This is a genomic window from Aliidiomarina sp. (assembly GCF_047920995.1).
Lineage (GTDB): Bacteria > Pseudomonadota > Gammaproteobacteria > Enterobacterales > Alteromonadaceae > Aliidiomarina.
This window is the reverse complement of sequence record NZ_JBLRWZ010000018.1, coordinates 18,855-35,107: the sequence shown is the minus strand read 5'-3', so window position 1 is coordinate 35,107 and position 16,253 is coordinate 18,855. Positions and strand designations below refer to the sequence as shown.

Below are 16,253 nucleotides of genomic sequence, written 5' to 3'. Positions count from 1 at the left end.
CCATCATTCACGCTATTTATGCGTTTGCGGTATCTCGCCCGTGAATACTATCATGCCATGCCTGCAGATTTTTTTGCTCCGAGCTGATCCGCACCCCAATCACTTTGGCAAACTGTACGGTAGTATAGGCGTTGATATCAGCGGCGGTGAATCGTTGGCAACAGATGTAATCATTTTCCGCCAGATGCTTATCAAGGAAATCGAAAAAATCGATTACTTTTACATGGCAATCTTGCGCCCATTCCTTAATGCAATTCATGCGGTCGTTAAAGTAGCCACTGCCATGTTGGAAGCTCATGCCGGTGGGCAAGAACAGATAAAAATCAATCCAACGCAGCCATTGTTCAATCTGTGCTTTTTCAACCGCAGTGTCGCCTAATAACGATTGCGTTTCTGGGTGTGCCTCTTCGAAATAGCGGCAAATAGCCATGGTTTCGCTAATGCAGGTTCCATCATCAAGCTCTAGCATGGGTACCTTTTTCATTGGGTTTTTGGCAACAAAATCTGGCTTTAAGTTATCCCCTTTTTGCAGATCGAGTTCCACCCGCTGCACTTTATTGAGTAACCCTTTTTCTGCGAGAAACATCCGCACGCGCCGAGGGTTGGGTGCAATCGCCATTTCGTATAATTTCATTGCCGTTTTCCTTGTTGTTTAGTAGTGCAAATCACCTTAACGAAAACATACTCGCGTTGGCAACATGCGTGTGCTTTTTAAAGTATCACTTAACGCAGCACAAAAGCCCTAAAGCTGCGGCCTTTCAATTTGCTGTTATTAAAGATATGCAATGCCACGCGTTGCTTATCGTTGGCAACGGCCACATAACTCCAGCCAGCCAATACTTTAATTTTGCCGATACTGGTAAATGGCACTTGGTTATCTTTAGTAAGCGCACCCACGATGTCGCCTGGGCGCAGTTTATGTTTTTTCCCGCCCATAATTTGCACGGTAACCATACTGGCGGTAAGGGGTGGTTGGGTAAGTAGCTGCACCGGGGGAAGCGGTTGTAACTTTTCTGGTGCTTTTTCACCATTGCCCACAATTGTTACCGCTAGGCCCTCTGCACCCGCCCGGCCAGTGCGGCCAATTCGGTGGGTGTGAGTATCACTATCATGTGCTACTTCAGCATTGATTACTAAATCGAGTTCGGCAATATCAAGGCCGCGGGCGGCCACATCGGTAGCTACTAAAATACGGGCACTGCCATTATTGAACTGCACCAGCGCTTGATCGCGATCTTTTTGTTCTAAATCACCATGCAAAGCTAAGGCACTGTAGCCTTGCGCAATTAAGCTATCCGCTAATGCTTGGGTAACTCGTTTGGTGTTACAAAACACCACGCAGCGCTCGCTTTGATGATGTTGCACGATACGCTTAACGGCTTCATCTCGTTGTGCGGCACCCAGCTCATAATATACCTGAGTAATTTGTGGCTTTTGCACCTCTGCTTCATCACGCTGCTCTTGCACTTTAATGTGCTGCACATCATGCAATAACTTTGCGGCAAGTTGCTCAATTTGTTCAGGGTAGGTGGCACTTAGTAATAAGGTTTGCCGTTGCGCCGGCAACACCTTAGTAATGCTTTGTAGCTCGGTTTGGAAGCCCATTTCCAGCATGCGATCGGCTTCATCAAGCACAAGAGTGGTTAACTCAGAAAAATCGATACGCTGGTTTTGCAGGTGATCGAGTACCCGGCCTGGGGTGCCTACTAAAATATGGGCGCCATGCTCAAGGGAAATTATTTGTGCTCGTTGCGGCACACCACCACACAAGGTAAGCACTTTGATGTTATGAATGCCGCGGGCAAGTGTACGAATTTCCTCTGCAACTTGATCGGCTAGCTCACGAGTGGGGCATAGCACTAAGCTTTGCACACGGAAACGCTCCACCACCAGTTTTTGCAGTAAACCAAGCGCGAACGCTGCGGTTTTTCCAGAGCCTGTGCGAGCTTGAATAATGCAATCTTGGCCCGCCAAAATAGCTGGCAAAGATTGCTTTTGCACTGGAGTCATTTGCTGAAAATTACGTTCCGATAGGGTTTCTAATAACGCTGGATGCAACGTTAATGATGAGAAATTCGATTCACTAGACATACAAGTTCCTTGGCCGTGGTGCAAACGCCGAGATTAAAGAAAAATGGCCTTTGGACGATAATAATATTAAGCACATTATACGCACATCTCAGCGTTACTGCTTGCATTATCAATATAGGGAATATCATGAATTTATCTACCTTAATCGGTATGCTTGCCGGCATGGCAATCGTATTTTCGGCAATTTTCTTTACCTCCGAAGATGCTTGGAGCTTTGTTAACTTGCCAGGCTTAGCCGTAGTACTCGGCGGTACTTTTGCGGCAACGCTATTGGCGTATCCATTACGTGAAGTAGTGAATGTTTTTAAAGTGCTTTGGATAGTGCTAAAAAACGAAAAGCTATATGCGCAAGATGATCAGCAGGAGCTGGTGAATGTAGCGCGGCAGTTAGTGCAGGGTAACTTAATTAAGGTAGAAGACCAGCTAGAGCAAGTTAAAAACCCGTTTTTGCGCACCGGTTTAGAACTCTTAATTAATAATACGCCGCACCAAGATATGTCGGAATTGCTGGAATGGCGCATTATAAAAATGAAGATTCGAGAAAAGGCTGAAGCGCAAATTTATCGCACTATGGCCATGTTTGCACCGGCATTCGGGATGCTGGGAACTTTGGTAGGCCTCGTGAATATGTTGCAGGGTATGGGGGAAAGCAATATGGCTCAAATTGGCAGTGATATGGCTTTTGCTCTGCTTACAACATTATATGGAGTAGCGCTGGCGAATTTATTCTTCAAGCCCATCGCCATTAAGTTTGAGCGCAGAACGGAACGCCGAGTACAGCTTATGAATATGATTCGCGAAGGAGTGATGCTAATCGCAAAAGGGCGCAACCCGAGTTATATCCGTGAGTATTTATCCACATTCTTTGCCCATGTTGAAGATGAACTCAATATTGGTGGCAAAGGCCCGGGTAACGGCAACGGTAAGAAGAAATTTAAAGAGCAATTGGATACACCCAAAAAGAGCCCATTCGCATGAGATTTGGTAAACCTAGTTCATTAGCGGCGCAAAGCGAAGCGCTGCGGCAAGATCGCGAAGCTGCTGCGGAAACAATCCATAGGCAGAACTTTGCTGGTATTGACGATATACCTTCTCAGGAGGATGAAGAGTGGGTAACAACGTATATGGATATTATTACCTTGTTGCTGATTCTTTTTGTGGTTTTGCTCGCTAATGCTGATTTCAGTGGTTCACCAGCCGAGCGTGAGCAAGTGAACCGCGCCAATGCGCTAATGCGAGTACTAGGTATCGACCCGAATTCGGCAACGGAGCAAGAGCTAACATCGGTGGGTACATCGTTAACCAGTGAATTTTCAGAAGCAGGCTTGAGTGATATGGTTGCCATATCATCAAGCCCGGGTAGCTTGAATATTCGCTTAAATGATCAGATTCTATTTCGTAGGGGTGAGGCAGAGTTTATTGGCGAGAGTGCCGATAAAGTAATGCAGCCTATTATCGAGTTGCTAAATCGTAGCGCTTATAATATTAGTGTTGAAGGGCATACAGATAACGTACCCATTAGCACGGTTCGCTTCCCCAGTAATTGGGAACTATCAGCAGCAAGGGCAACTTATGTAGTGCGCTATTTAATTGCGCAAAACATTGCCGCAAATCGATTGCGCGCCATTGGTTATGCCGATAGTCTGCCAATTGCAGACAACGATAGCGCCGCCGGGCGCGGTGAAAACAGGCGCGTAACTCTAGTGCTAACTGTTCCAGATAAACCGTAAGTGTAAACACCGGTTTTGGAAAACAGTGACCCCGCGAAGCGGCGCCTTATCCGCAGTGCGGTTTGTGATTTACCTGATGATTATTTCAGCGATGCCAAGTAATCATCATAGCTACCGGCGAAATCACGTAAGCCATTCTCTGTGATTTCAATGATACGTGTAGCCAATGATGATACAAACTCTCTATCATGGCTTACAAAAATCAAGGTGCCCACGTACTTTTCCAAAGCCAAGTTCAACGATTCAATCGATTCCATATCAAGGTGGTTGGTAGGCTCATCCATCACCAAAATGTTTGGCCGCTGCAGAATCAGCTTGCCGAACACCATGCGGCCTTTTTCACCACCAGAAAGAATGCTTACCGGCTTGGCGATATCATCTTGTGAGAACAACATACGGCCAAGTACGCCGCGCACAGCTTGCTCATCATCGCTTGGCTTTTTCCATTGCATCATCCAATCGAGCACGGTTATCTTTTGCTTAAATAGATGCGCATGGTCTTGGGCGCAGTAGCCGATATTCGCATTTTCCGACCATTTCACCTTGCCCGATTCAGGTGTGTACTCACCCATAAGGCACTTCAGCAGGGTTGTTTTACCAATACCGTTAGCGCCAAGAATGGCTACTTTTTCGCCCACTTCAATGGTGCTGCTTAAGCCTTTTAATACGTGATTATCCGCAAAGCTTTTATGTACGTCGGTAATTTCTAGCGCTAATCGATATAGCTGCTTTTCTTGTTCGAAGCGAATATACGGGTTCACTCGGCTCGAGGCCTTTACTTCCGAAAGCTGAATTTTTTCAATTTGTTTTGCTCGCGAAGTTGCTTGCTTTGCTTTTGAAGCATTCGCCGAAAAGCGGCTTACAAAGCTTTGAAGCTCAGCAATTTTATCTTTTTTCTTGGCGTTGTCGGAAAGTAATTGTTCGCGCGCTTGGGTAGCGGCAAACATATATTGATCGTAGTTACCCGGGTAAACGCGTAGCTCGCAGTAATCAATATCAGCCATGTGCGAACACACACTATTTAAGAAGTGACGATCATGGGAAATAATAATCATAGTGCTGTTGCGCTGATTCAGTACATCTTCTAACCAACGAATCGTGTTGATATCGAGGTTGTTGGTAGGCTCATCGAGCAACATGATATCTGGATCAGAGAAGAGCACTTGCGTAAGCAATACCCGTAGCTTCAGGCCAGGCGCTATTTCTGCCATTTTGCCCCAATGGGCCTCTTCTGGAATTCCTACTCCTAGCAGCAGTTCACCTGCTCGAGATTCTGCAGTGTAGCCATCGAGTTCGGCGAAGCGAACTTCCAAATCGGCTACGCGCATACCATCTTCATCGCTCATTTCCGGATTGCTATAGATGCGATCGCGTTCTTCTTTTACCTGCCATAATTCTTCATGGCCCATGAGTACAGTATCGATTACCGAGTACTCCTCATAGGCAAACTGATCTTGGCGCAGTTTACCAACGCGCATATTTGGTTCAACCGAAATATTGCCGGCAGATGGCTCTTGCTCGCCACTTAAAATGCGCATAAAGGTTGATTTTCCGCAGCCATTGGCGCCGATTAAACCATAACGGTTACCTTGGCCAAACTTTACAGAAATGTTTTCGAATAGGGGTTTTGCACCAAATTGCATGGTGATATTTGCAGCAGAAATCACGTAACGGGTATCCAAACTAACAAGTGAAGCGAAATGCGGTGCCTTTGTACGCTCTTTAGCCGCTTTTTGCAAGGGGTTTACCCCAACGTGGCTAGTTAAGTAATTGAATTGCAGTGAATACTAATAGATTGTCGACAATATATCTTAATAGCGCCTTGATAGTGTCATAATTAAGCTTTAAAATGCTCTCATCATATAAGGGTGTCGACAATTATGGCCATTCAAAGCCCCATTTGGCGTTCCCCGGTTACTTCTTCAGATCGTGTGTTATTGGAAATTCAACGTGCGATTGTAGAAGGCGATATTCCGGCGGGCAGCAAAATTAGTGAACCAGAGCTGGCGCGCCGATTTAGTGTGAGCCGGGCACCATTACGTGAAGCGCTTGCGCGTTTAGAACGCTGCCATTTGATCGAACGCACACCGAACGCTGGTGCTCGCGTGGTAACCTTATCGCTAGCAGGATTACTTTCATTATATCAGTTGCGCGAAGAGTTAGAAGGCTTAGCCTGCCGTTTAGCTGCTGAGAATATGGATGATGCAGAAGTTGCCAAATTAAGTGCCTTATTAGAGGCGCACCTAGCAAGCCAACGCGTACGTGAAGGCGAAAGTTATTATCAGGAAGAGGGTGATTTGGATTTTCATTACCGCATTATTTTAGGTAGTAAAAACTCATATCTCATCAACATTCTCTGTGACGAGCTATACTTCTTGGTTCGAATGTACCGAGTGCAGCTTGGCATGAACGGCCCGCGGGTTTCGCGGGCATTTGATGAGCACAAAGCGATTATTAACGCGATTGCGAATCGCGATGGCGAACTCGCCGATTTATTGATGCGCCGCCATATTGGCGCTTCACGCAAGAACATCGAACTTAAACTGTTAAATGCTGGGAGTTAACATGACCTCTATTCAAAGTGCTGGCGGCAAGCTTCGCCAAGCAATTGCCAATGAAGCACCACTACAAATCGTAGGTACTATTAATGCCTACACTGCCATGATGGCGGAACGAGCCGGCCACAAGGCGTTATATCTTTCTGGTGCAGGTGTTGCTAACGCTTCGTTTGGCTTACCAGATTTAGGCATGACCTCTTTAAATGATGTGTGTGAAGATATACGCCGTATTACCGCTGCCACTGATCTACCATTATTGGTAGATGCTGATACGGGTTGGGGTGGTGCATTTAATATTGCACGTACCGTGAAAGAAATGACCCGCGCTGGCGCTGCCGGCTTCCATATTGAAGACCAAGTAGCACAAAAACGCTGTGGCCATCGCCCCAATAAAGAAATTGTTTCTCAGGGCGAGATGGTTGATCGCGTAAAAGCGGCGGTTGATGCACGTACCGATGAACAGTTTTTAATTATGGCGCGCACCGATGCATTGCAGCAAGAAGGTGTAGATGCCGCAATTGAGCGTGCACAAGCTTGTGTAGAAGCAGGCGCGGATGCAATTTTCGCAGAAGCAGTGCATACCCTAGAGCAATATCAAGCATTCACCAATGCGTTGAATGTTCCTGTGCTAGCAAATATCACAGAGTTTGGTGCTACACCACTATTTAATAAAGCTGAGCTAGCCCAAGTAGGCGTAGAAATGGTGCTGTACCCGTTAAGCGCATTCCGCGCGATGAACAAAGCAGCATTAACGGTTTATGAAAGTATTCTTGCCAATGGCGACCAGAAAGAAGTGGTAGATATCATGCAAACACGTGCTGAGCTCTATGATTTCTTGAACTACCACTCATTTGAAGAAAAGCTCGATCAGTTATTTAAAAAGTAATGATTTGAGTAGTGCTGCCAAGCAACAGAAATTCAATACAAGTTAAGAGGGAATAATAATGTCTGATAAAAAACTAACCGGTGCTGGTTTACGCGGCCAAGTAGCGGGCGAAACCGCACTATGTACTGTGGGCCAAAGTGGCTCTGGATTAACCTACTATGGTTATGATATTAAAGAATTAGCCGATAACGTAAGCTTTGAAGAAGTAGCTTATTTACTTGCCAATGGCGAACTGCCGAAGCAAGCGCAACTTGATGAATACAAAGCGCGCTTGAAAAAACAACGTGGCCTACCGCAAGCACTGAAAGATGTGCTTGAGCGCATTCCTGCTGATGCTCATCCAATGGATGTAATGCGCACGGGAGCTTCGTTTTTAGGCAATCTTGAGCCAGAAGAAGATTTTAGCCAAGCCGATGCCAAAATTGAACGTTTGCTTGCGGCATTCCCAAGCATTTTGTTGTACTGGTACCGATTCACTCACGATAACGTGCGTATTGAAACACAAACCGATGATGATTCAATTGGTGCCCATTTCTTGCACCTGTTGCATGATAAAGCACCAAATGAACTGCATGCTGCAGTAATGAATACCTCATTAATTCTATATGCAGAGCATGAGTTCAATGCATCTACCTTCACCGCTCGGGTGTGTGCTTCTACACTTTCAGATATCTTCTCTTGTGTTACTGGCGCAATCGGTTCACTGCGCGGCCCATTGCATGGCGGTGCTAATGAAGCGGCCATGGAATTGATTGAGAACATGGCAGATGTTGATGCAGCGGAAGAAACCTTGATGGGTATGCTCGCGCGCAAAGACAAGATTATGGGCTTCGGCCACGCGATATATCGCGAATGTGATCCGCGTAACGATATTATTAAAGCTTGGTCGAAGAAGTTGGCAGACGAGTACGGCGATACCCGTTTGTATGATGTATCCGTGCGTTGTGAAGAAGTGATGTGGCGCGAGAAGAAGTTATTCCCGAATGCGGATTTCTTCCATGCCTCGGCTTACCACTTCATGGGCATTCCAACGAAGTTGTTCACACCAATTTTTGTGATGTCACGAGTTACCGGTTGGACAGCGCATGTGAAAGAGCAGCGCGCAAATAACCGTATTATTCGCCCAAGCGCCGATTACACCGGCCCAGGCCCGCGCCCTGTGCCAGCAATCAGCGAGCGCTAAAACGTGATAACAGGGAGAAACACATGTTTCTCCCTGTTTGTTGTTAGCCCTTCATTCCTTTGCTAATTGTGATGGTTCGTTATGAATACTAAATTCCGGAAAATGTTACCTGGTACCAATCTAGAGTATTTCGATACTCGTGCTGCAGTAGAGGCGATTAAATCAGGTGCTTATGCAAAACTGCCTTATACCTCGCGTATTTTGGCTGAAAACTTAGTGCGCCGTTGCGAGCCTTCGCAATTAAACGCCGCCCTTGAGCAAATTATTGAACGTAAACGTGATCTCGATTTCCCATGGTTTCCAGCGCGCGTGGTGTGCCACGATATTCTTGGCCAAACCGCCTTGGTAGATTTGGCTGGTTTGCGTGATGCGATTGCCGAAAAAGGTGGCGATCCGGCCCAAGTAAACCCAGTGGTGCCTACCCAGCTTATCGTTGACCACTCGCTTGCAGTAGAGCATGCGGGCTTTGATAAAGATGCGTTTGCAAAGAATCGCGAAATTGAAGATCGCCGCAATGATGATCGTTTCCACTTTATTAATTGGACCAAAACCGCGTTTAAAAACGTGGATGTAATCCCGCCTGGCAACGGCATCATGCACCAAATTAACCTTGAGAAAATGTCGCCGGTTGTGCAAGTGCAGAACGGCGTAGCGTTCGCAGACACCTGTGTTGGCACCGATAGCCATACGCCAATGGTAGATGCGTTGGGCGTTATTTCCGTAGGTGTAGGTGGTTTAGAAGCTGAGAGTGTAATGCTTGGCCGTGCCTCGTACATGCGTTTGCCCGATATTATTGGTGTTGAGCTTACCGGTAAATTACAGCCGGGTATTACCAGCACCGATTTGGTTTTGGAAATCACCGAGTTCTTGCGCCGTGAGCGTGTAGTAGGCGCTTACTTAGAGTTTTTTGGTGAAGGCGCTGATAGGCTCACCGTTGGCGATCGCGCAACGATTTCGAACATGACCCCAGAGTATGGTGCAACTGCGGCAATGTTTTACATAGATGGCCAAACCATTGATTACTTAAAACTTACCGGCCGTGAAGATAAACAAATTGCATTGGTAGAAACCTTCGCTAAAGAAACTGGCCTGTGGGCTGATAGTCTGAAAACTGCCGAATATGAGAGGGTGCTTACTTTTGATCTAAGCAAAGTAGCGCGCAATTTAGCGGGCCCTTCTAACCCGCATGCGTTGTTGCCATCATCTGAGTTGGCCAAGCGCGGTATTTCTGGCGTAGTGGAAAACGAAGAAGGCAAAATGCCAGATGGCGCCTGTATTATTGCCGCCATTACTAGCTGTACCAATACCTCGAATCCACGCAATATGATTGCTGCTGGCTTAATTGCGCGAAATGCCAATAAGCTCGGGTTATTGCGCAAGCCATGGGTAAAAACATCATTAGCCCCGGGCTCGAAAACAGTGAAAATGTACCTTGAAGAAGCGAACCTATTACCAGAGTTAGAGCAACTTGGTTTCGGTGTAGTGGGCTTTGCCTGTACTACCTGTAACGGTATGAGTGGTGCGCTTGATCCGGTAATTGAAAAAGAAGTAATTGAACGCGATTTATATGCTACCGCAGTACTTTCGGGTAACCGTAACTTTGATGGCCGTATTCATCCGTATGCGAAACAAGCCTTTTTGGCTTCTCCGCCATTGGTTGTAGCTTACGCGATTGCCGGTACGATACGTTTCGACATCGAAAAAGATACTTTAGGCTACGATGCCGATGGCAATCCAGTAACCTTGAAAGATATTTGGCCAAGCGATGAAGAAATTGACACCATCGTGAAAGCAAGCGTGAAGCCGGAGCAATTCCGCGAAGTTTACGACCCAATGTTCAATATTTCCGTGGATATGGGTGAAACAACGCCGCCATTATACGATTGGCGCCCGCAAAGCACGTACATTCGCCGCCCACCATACTGGGAAGGTGGCCTTGCTAGCATGCCTACGATGAAAGGGATGCGCCCACTAGCCGTGTTAGGCGATAACATTACCACCGATCACCTTTCACCCTCGAACGCCATTATGGCGGATAGTGCAGCGGGTGAATACTTGGCGAAAATGGGCGTGCCCGAGGAAGATTTCAACTCCTACGCAACCCATCGTGGTGATCACTTAACGGCGCAACGCGCCACGTTTGCGAACCCGAAGCTAATTAACGAAATGGCCGTGGTAGATGGCCAAGTTAAGCAAGGCTCGTTGGCGCGAGTTGAGCCGGAAGGCAACGTAGTGCGCATGTGGGAAGCGATTGAAACCTACATGGATCGTAAGCAGCCATTAATCATCGTTGCTGGCGCCGATTATGGCCAGGGCTCTTCACGAGATTGGGCTGCGAAAGGCGTGCGTTTGGCTGGGGTAGAAGTAATTGTAGCTGAAGGTTTTGAACGCATTCATCGCACTAACTTGATTGGTATGGGTGTGTTACCGGTAGAGTTCGAGCCGGGTACCACGCGTAAAACACTGCATATTGATGGCAGCGAGCTATTTGATATTGAAGGTGAGTTAGCGCCAGGTGCGAAACTAACCTTAGTGTTCGAGCGCCCCAGTGGCGAGCGTGTGGAAGTGCCGGTGAAATGCCGCATTGATACCATGGAAGAGCTCACCATTTACCAGGCTGGTGGCGTGTTACAGCGGTTTGCTCAAGATTTCTTAGCAAACGCTTAACGTAACAAGGTGTGCACCCTATGAGCGGTTGGGCTGCTAATGCCCAGCCGCTTATCGCTTTTGCAAGCACATGCGTAGAGGATAGCTAGATGCATAAACCGCAAATTAAGATTCCCGCCACTTATATGCGTGGCGGTACCAGTAAAGGTGTGTTTTTCCGCCTTGCTGATTTACCAACGGCTGCACAGCAACCGGGGCCGGAGCGTGATGCAATGTTACTAAGGGTAATTGGCTCGCCGGATCCATATGGTAAGCATACCGATGGTATGGGTGGTGCTACGTCTAGTACTAGTAAAACTGTGATCTTGTCACCGAGCAGCCAAGCCAATCACGATGTGGATTATTTATTTGGCCAAGTAGCTATTGATAAAGCATTTATCGATTGGAGCGGTAACTGCGGCAACCTAACCTCTGCGGTAGGCTCGTTCGCCGTAAGCAGTGGTTTAGTAGATCGCAACCGGGTGCCTGAAAATGGCACTGCCGTGGTACGGATTTGGCAGGCAAATATCAAGAAAACCATTATTGCCCATGTGCCCATTAGTAATGGTGAAGTGCAAGAAACTGGTGATTTTGAGCTGGATGGGGTTACTTTTCCAGCTGCAGAAGTGCCGATTGAGTTTCTTGATCCTGCCGATGGCGAAGGAGCGATGTTCCCTACCGGTAACTTAATCGATGATTTGCATGTGCCGAACATGGGCACTTTTAAAGCAACCATGATTAACGCCGGCATTCCCACTATTTTTGTGAATGCCGCTGATATCGGGTATCTGGGTACTGAATTGCAAGGTGCCATTAACGAAAACCCAGAAGCATTGGCGTTTTTCGAAAAGTTACGGGCCTATGGCGCATTACAAATGGGCTTAATTAGTGATGTGAGTGAAGCCGAGGCTCGCCAGCATACACCGAAGATCGCGTTTGTAGCTCCGCCGGCAAGTTATGTTTCTTCGAGTGGCAAAAATATTAATGCTGCGGATATCGATCTGAATGTGCGTGCACTTTCTATGGGTAAACTGCACCATGCCATGATGGGCACTGCGGCAGTGGCAATTGGCACTGCTGCGGCGGTACCGGGCACTTTAGTTAACTTAGCCGCTGGTGGCGGTGATCGTACTGCCGTTACCTTTGGCCATCCTTCTGGTACGTTACGGGTAGGCGCAGAAGCAAAGCAAGTAGCAGGCAATTGGCAGGTTACTAAAGCAATCATGAGCCGCAGCGCGCGGGTGTTGATGGAAGGTTGGGTACGAATTCCGCCTATTAATATCTAGGGTATAGAACGCTTTAGTGATGCAGTAAGAAAAGCAAAAAGGAGGTTGCCATATAGCGCCTCCTTTTTTCGTGGCTGTTGCTAACAATGAGTGGCCGATGCTAACAAAAAGAAGCACCGAAGCGCTCCTTTACTTGAACTAGGTTGATATACAGGGCTGCTGTATCCACGCTAGTGGTTAATCATCACCATCGGTGCGCACTGCTTTTAAACGGCGGCCTGCAGCCGATTCATTCACGTTAAGAATGTGATCACCAATACGCTCTAAACGGTTGAGCATATCAATGAAAATAACCCCGGCCCGCGCCGCATACTCGCCTGCTTCTAAACGGGCGTAGTGTGTATCACGATATTGATCGCGCGTGGCATCTACGTGTTGTTCTGCAACCAGCGCTTTATCAAGGTTTGCATTACCTGAGTTCGCGGCAAGGTTCTCTTGCATGATTACAATCGCTTTACCAACGGCTTCCAGCATTTCCGCCATTTCACTTGATGCCACTTCTGGCCAACTTGAGCTTGATTCATCGAAACGCTCAGTAAGTTTAGCGATTTGATAATAGATATCAGCGATACGCTCCATATCATTAATCATGGTTTGCATGAAACGAATACGCTCGGTAAGCGAGTGTTCCAAGTTAGTATGTTCACTGATACGTACTAAATAATCAGAAATTTCCACTTCAATTTGATCTGTGGTTTCTTCATATTTATGAATCTTATCAACCAGCTTGGCTCTATCTGCTTTTGGATCAAACAATAGCTCTTGCACTGAATGATGCATCTTCTCGATGATATCACCCATTTGCTGGGCTTCTTTATGCGCCTGCTCAACAGAGAAGCCTGGTGATGTCATTGGCCCCGCGCTGATATAGCGCAAGTGGAACTCTTCATCTTCGCCACCACGATCCGGCTGAATATATTCCACAAACCGCACCAACATGGGCACAAAGGCAAACAGCAAGAGCACGTTGAGAATATTAAACGATGTATGGAACAGCGATAGCGCTAAGGTACCGTTGGTTCGTGCTTCTGCGGTAGTTCCCATTACGGATACATCAGTTGCGAAGAAGTACTGGATGGCAATATCCATCAAGTGCAGGAATGGGTAGATAAGCACGAGCATCCAAATCACACCAATAATATTGAAGAAGAAGTGGAATCGTGCCGCCCTTTTCGCATGCACATTGCCTACTAATGCGGCAATATTGGCGGTTACGGTGGTACCAATATTTTCACCTAAGATCATGGCGGCAGCGATGGGGAACGGCACCCATCCTTCGAAGAGCATTACCAAGGTAATGGCGGTGGCAGCCGAGGAACTTTGGGTAAGTAAGGTAAGAACCGCACCAACAACTACAAACAATATGAGCGAAAGAAACCCATAATCAGTGTAACTGTCTAAAAAGGCGAAAATCTCTGGATTGGCATTGATATCTGGCACTGAGCCTTTAATAAACTCGAGACCAATAAACAAGATACCAAAGCCAACCATAGTTTCGGCAATATTGCGTAAGCGGCTATTACCGGAAAACAAGAAAGCGAAGAAAATACCAATTACGGCCAGGGCGATGGGGGTAATCTGTGTTTTAAAGCCAAAAATTGCCACCATCCAAGCGGTGATGGTAGTACCAATATTGGCCCCCATAATCACACCGGTGGATTGCACAAAGGTAAGCAAACCAGCGTTTACGAAACTTACTGCCATAACCGTTGTGGTAGTGGAGGATTGGGTAATAGCGGTGGTTGCGAAGCCAGTAACCACACCGGATATTCTGTTCTGGGTCATGCCGCCGAGAATGCCTTTTAAGCGGCTGCCAGCAATTTTTTGTAGCCCTTCACTGAAAATCTTCATTCCAAAAATGAAAATACCCAATGAACCGATTAATTGTAGAAAATCAAAAAATGAGTAGGACATAGGCTCTTATTAGATTCAGAACAGTATTGATTCGTTGAACGGCAAGATCGGTGAATCCCTCAACAAATCGTAAATTTACTGCGCCGAGCTCTGCTCTATTGGTTAATTGAGCCGCCATTATATCCATGAAGTTGCAGTGAGAAAAAGCATAAACTGCACATTCCGCCATATTAACTTCATAAATTTGTAATACTACGAGGAATGTTCAACGATTGGGCTCTTCAGTTAACTACTTTGCTCTGGCATACACCTACTCCAAGAGTGGTAACCAGCATTGTTGGTTGCCACTTCTGCGCTTAATTCCTTTCTGAAAGTAAACTAAAATGCCCATTTAATGGTACAATAAGCACCATTTTTTGCTGGCACGTGAATATTCTACAAACCTTTTACAATTGATGTGGTTTATACGCTTAAATTGGCCTTTTTGGCGCGCGAGCAATATGCGCCGCTTAATACTTGAGTGAAATACTCGGGTAATATATAATTCAGGCATCCTTGATAGAAACTAAGTAGGTTTATCATGAGTGAACAAATCGACCAGGCCATCGCGCGAAAATATGAAGCCGGCTTTATTTCTGATATTGCATCAGACACTTTGCCGCCAGGCCTCAGTGAAGATGTGATTCGGCACATTTCTGCAATGAAAGAAGAGCCCGAGTGGATGCTCGAATGGCGCTTGCGCGCATTTGAACTTTGGAAGAAGATGCCTGAACCAGATTGGGCACATATCGGCTATGATTTAATTGATTACCAATCAATTTCATACTATTCGGCACCGAAAAGTATGAAAGATAAGCCGCAATCGCTTGCTGAAGTAGATCCGGAATTACTGCGCACCTATGAAAAACTAGGTATCCCACTGCATGAGCAAGAGATGCTCGCGGGTGTTGCGGTAGATGCCGTGTTCGATTCGGTATCGGTGGTAACTACCTTCCGCGCGAAGCTGGAAGAAGCGGGCGTAATCTTTTGCCCCATTTCCGAAGCCATTAAAAAATATCCAGAGTTAGTGAAGAAATACCTTGGCACCGTTGTTCCACGGGCCGATAACTTTTTTGCTGCGTTGAATTCAGCTGTGTTTACCGATGGCTCCTTTGTATACATTCCAAAAGGTGTACGTAGCCCAATGGAACTCTCTACCTATTTCCGTATTAACGAGCTGAATACTGGGCAGTTTGAACGTACACTCATTATTGCCGAAGAGGGCAGCTACGTTAGCTACTTGGAAGGTTGTACCGCACCTCAGCGCGATGAAAATCAGCTCCATGCGGCGGTGGTTGAGTTAGTGGCTTTAGATGATGCAGAAATTAAGTACTCAACCGTACAAAACTGGTATCCAGGTGATGAAAACGGTAAAGGCGGTATCTACAACTTCGTAACCAAGCGTGGTATTTGCGAGAAGAATGCCAAGATTTCTTGGACCCAAGTAGAAACGGGTTCAGCGGTTACTTGGAAATACCCAAGCTGTATTCTGAAAGGCGATAATAGTGTTGGCGAATTCTATTCGGTAGCCCTTACCCGCGGCATGCAGCAAGCCGATACTGGCACGAAGATGATTCACTTAGGTAAAAATACCAAATCAACCATTATTTCCAAGGGTATTTCAGCGGGGCGCAGTAGTAACGCGTACCGCGGTTTGGTGCGCATGGGGCCAAATGCTGATGGCGCCCGTAATTTTACCGAGTGTGATTCACTGTTAATTGGCGATCAGTGTGGGGCGCATACCTTTCCGTACATTGAGAGCAGCAACCCTTCCGCCATTGTTGAACATGAAGCAACCACCTCGAAGGTGAGTGATGATCAGCTCTTTTTATGCAAGCAACGCGGAATGGATGCAGAGAAAGCGGTATCGCTTATTGTGAATGGCTTCTGTAAAGAAGTATTCAAAGAGTTACCTATGGAATTTGCGGTTGAGGCCGGTAAGTTATTGGAAATCAGTTTAGAAGGCTCAGTGGGGTAAGT

12 protein-coding genes are annotated in these 16,253 nt (G+C 46.6%); 8 read left to right on the top strand and 4 right to left on the bottom strand.

Annotated elements, in window-relative coordinates; all coding sequences use genetic code 11:
* Positions 1-16: 16 nt before the first annotated feature.
* Together ACNA7P_RS06520 and dbpA are read right to left on the bottom strand one after the other, a co-directional pair.
* Positions 17-634: a glutathione S-transferase family protein gene (locus ACNA7P_RS06520; RefSeq protein ID WP_416257812.1), complete on the bottom strand. Its 618-nt coding sequence runs from the start codon at positions 632-634 to the stop codon at positions 17-19.
* Positions 635-723: 89 nt separating this feature from the next.
* Positions 724-2,091, bottom strand: a complete 1,368-nt coding sequence (gene dbpA, locus ACNA7P_RS06515; protein WP_416257811.1) for an ATP-dependent RNA helicase DbpA — start codon at positions 2,089-2,091, stop codon at positions 724-726.
* Between the two features lie 126 nt (positions 2,092-2,217).
* On the opposite strand from dbpA, the gene ACNA7P_RS06510 reads away from it, so the two are divergent.
* Positions 2,218-3,069, top strand: a complete 852-nt coding sequence (locus tag ACNA7P_RS06510) for a motility protein A (protein ID WP_416257810.1) — start codon at positions 2,218-2,220, stop codon at positions 3,067-3,069.
* Complete coding sequence (locus ACNA7P_RS06505) at positions 3,066-3,821, top strand: OmpA/MotB family protein (RefSeq protein ID WP_416257809.1); 756 nt, start codon at positions 3,066-3,068, stop codon at positions 3,819-3,821. The genes ACNA7P_RS06510 and ACNA7P_RS06505 overlap by 4 nt, the downstream gene beginning before the upstream one ends.
* Before the next feature lie 80 nt (positions 3,822-3,901).
* On the opposite strand, the gene ACNA7P_RS06500 is transcribed toward ACNA7P_RS06505, so the two are convergent.
* Positions 3,902-5,488 carry an ABC-F family ATPase gene (locus tag ACNA7P_RS06500; protein ID WP_416257834.1) on the bottom strand — a complete coding sequence of 529 codons (1,587 nt, stop codon included), beginning with the start codon at positions 5,486-5,488 and terminating at the stop codon, positions 3,902-3,904.
* 213 nt (positions 5,489-5,701) lie between these two features.
* On the opposite strand from ACNA7P_RS06500, the gene ACNA7P_RS06495 reads away from it, so the two are divergent.
* From ACNA7P_RS06495 to prpF, 5 genes are all read left to right on the top strand, one after another.
* Positions 5,702-6,385 (top strand): GntR family transcriptional regulator, encoded by a 684-nt coding sequence (locus ACNA7P_RS06495; protein ID WP_416257808.1) that lies wholly within the window; start codon positions 5,702-5,704, stop codon positions 6,383-6,385.
* Between the two features lies 1 nt (position 6,386).
* Entirely contained in the window at positions 6,387-7,265 is an 879-nt protein-coding gene (gene prpB / locus ACNA7P_RS06490) for a methylisocitrate lyase (protein WP_416257807.1), read from the top strand.
* Positions 7,266-7,323: 58 nt separating this feature from the next.
* A complete protein-coding gene (prpC, locus tag ACNA7P_RS06485; RefSeq protein ID WP_416257806.1) occupies positions 7,324-8,448 on the top strand; it encodes a 2-methylcitrate synthase in 1,125 nt (374 codons plus the stop codon).
* A gap of 81 nt (positions 8,449-8,529) precedes the next feature.
* Positions 8,530-11,115: a Fe/S-dependent 2-methylisocitrate dehydratase AcnD gene (acnD, locus tag ACNA7P_RS06480; RefSeq protein ID WP_416257805.1), complete on the top strand. Its 2,586-nt coding sequence runs from the start codon at positions 8,530-8,532 to the stop codon at positions 11,113-11,115.
* 89 nt (positions 11,116-11,204) lie between these two features.
* A complete protein-coding gene (gene prpF, locus ACNA7P_RS06475) occupies positions 11,205-12,380 on the top strand; it encodes a 2-methylaconitate cis-trans isomerase PrpF (protein WP_416257804.1) in 1,176 nt (391 codons plus the stop codon).
* Between the two features lie 177 nt (positions 12,381-12,557).
* Here the strand turns inward: prpF and ACNA7P_RS06470 are convergent, their stop codons facing one another.
* The gene (locus tag ACNA7P_RS06470) at positions 12,558-14,294 is read right to left on the bottom strand and encodes a Na/Pi cotransporter family protein (protein WP_416257803.1); all 1,737 of its coding nucleotides are present in this window, start codon (positions 14,292-14,294) and stop codon (positions 12,558-12,560) included.
* A gap of 520 nt (positions 14,295-14,814) precedes the next feature.
* Here ACNA7P_RS06470 and sufB point away from each other — a divergent pair.
* Complete coding sequence (sufB, locus tag ACNA7P_RS06465) at positions 14,815-16,251, top strand: Fe-S cluster assembly protein SufB (protein ID WP_416257802.1); 1,437 nt, start codon at positions 14,815-14,817, stop codon at positions 16,249-16,251.
* Positions 16,252-16,253 lie beyond the last annotated feature (2 nt).

Bases quoted from the DNA above. Each gene is read 5' to 3' on its own strand.
- prpF (WP_416257804.1), top strand. From the start codon at position 11,205: ATGCATAAACCGCAAATTAAGATTCCCGCCACTTATATGCGTGGCGGT.
- prpC (WP_416257806.1), top strand. From the start codon at position 7,324: ATGTCTGATAAAAAACTAACCGGTGCTGGTTTACGCGGCCAAGTAGCG.
- dbpA (WP_416257811.1), bottom strand. From the start codon at position 2,091: ATGTCTAGTGAATCGAATTTCTCATCATTAACGTTGCATCCAGCGTTA.
- ACNA7P_RS06495 (WP_416257808.1), top strand. From the start codon at position 5,702: ATGGCCATTCAAAGCCCCATTTGGCGTTCCCCGGTTACTTCTTCAGAT.
- ACNA7P_RS06510 (WP_416257810.1), top strand. From the start codon at position 2,218: ATGAATTTATCTACCTTAATCGGTATGCTTGCCGGCATGGCAATCGTA.
- sufB (WP_416257802.1), top strand. From the start codon at position 14,815: ATGAGTGAACAAATCGACCAGGCCATCGCGCGAAAATATGAAGCCGGC.
- ACNA7P_RS06520 (WP_416257812.1), bottom strand. From the start codon at position 634: ATGAAATTATACGAAATGGCGATTGCACCCAACCCTCGGCGCGTGCGG.
- ACNA7P_RS06505 (WP_416257809.1), top strand. From the start codon at position 3,066: ATGAGATTTGGTAAACCTAGTTCATTAGCGGCGCAAAGCGAAGCGCTG.
- ACNA7P_RS06470 (WP_416257803.1), bottom strand. From the start codon at position 14,294: ATGTCCTACTCATTTTTTGATTTTCTACAATTAATCGGTTCATTGGGT.
- acnD (WP_416257805.1), top strand. From the start codon at position 8,530: ATGAATACTAAATTCCGGAAAATGTTACCTGGTACCAATCTAGAGTAT.
- prpB (WP_416257807.1), top strand. From the start codon at position 6,387: ATGACCTCTATTCAAAGTGCTGGCGGCAAGCTTCGCCAAGCAATTGCC.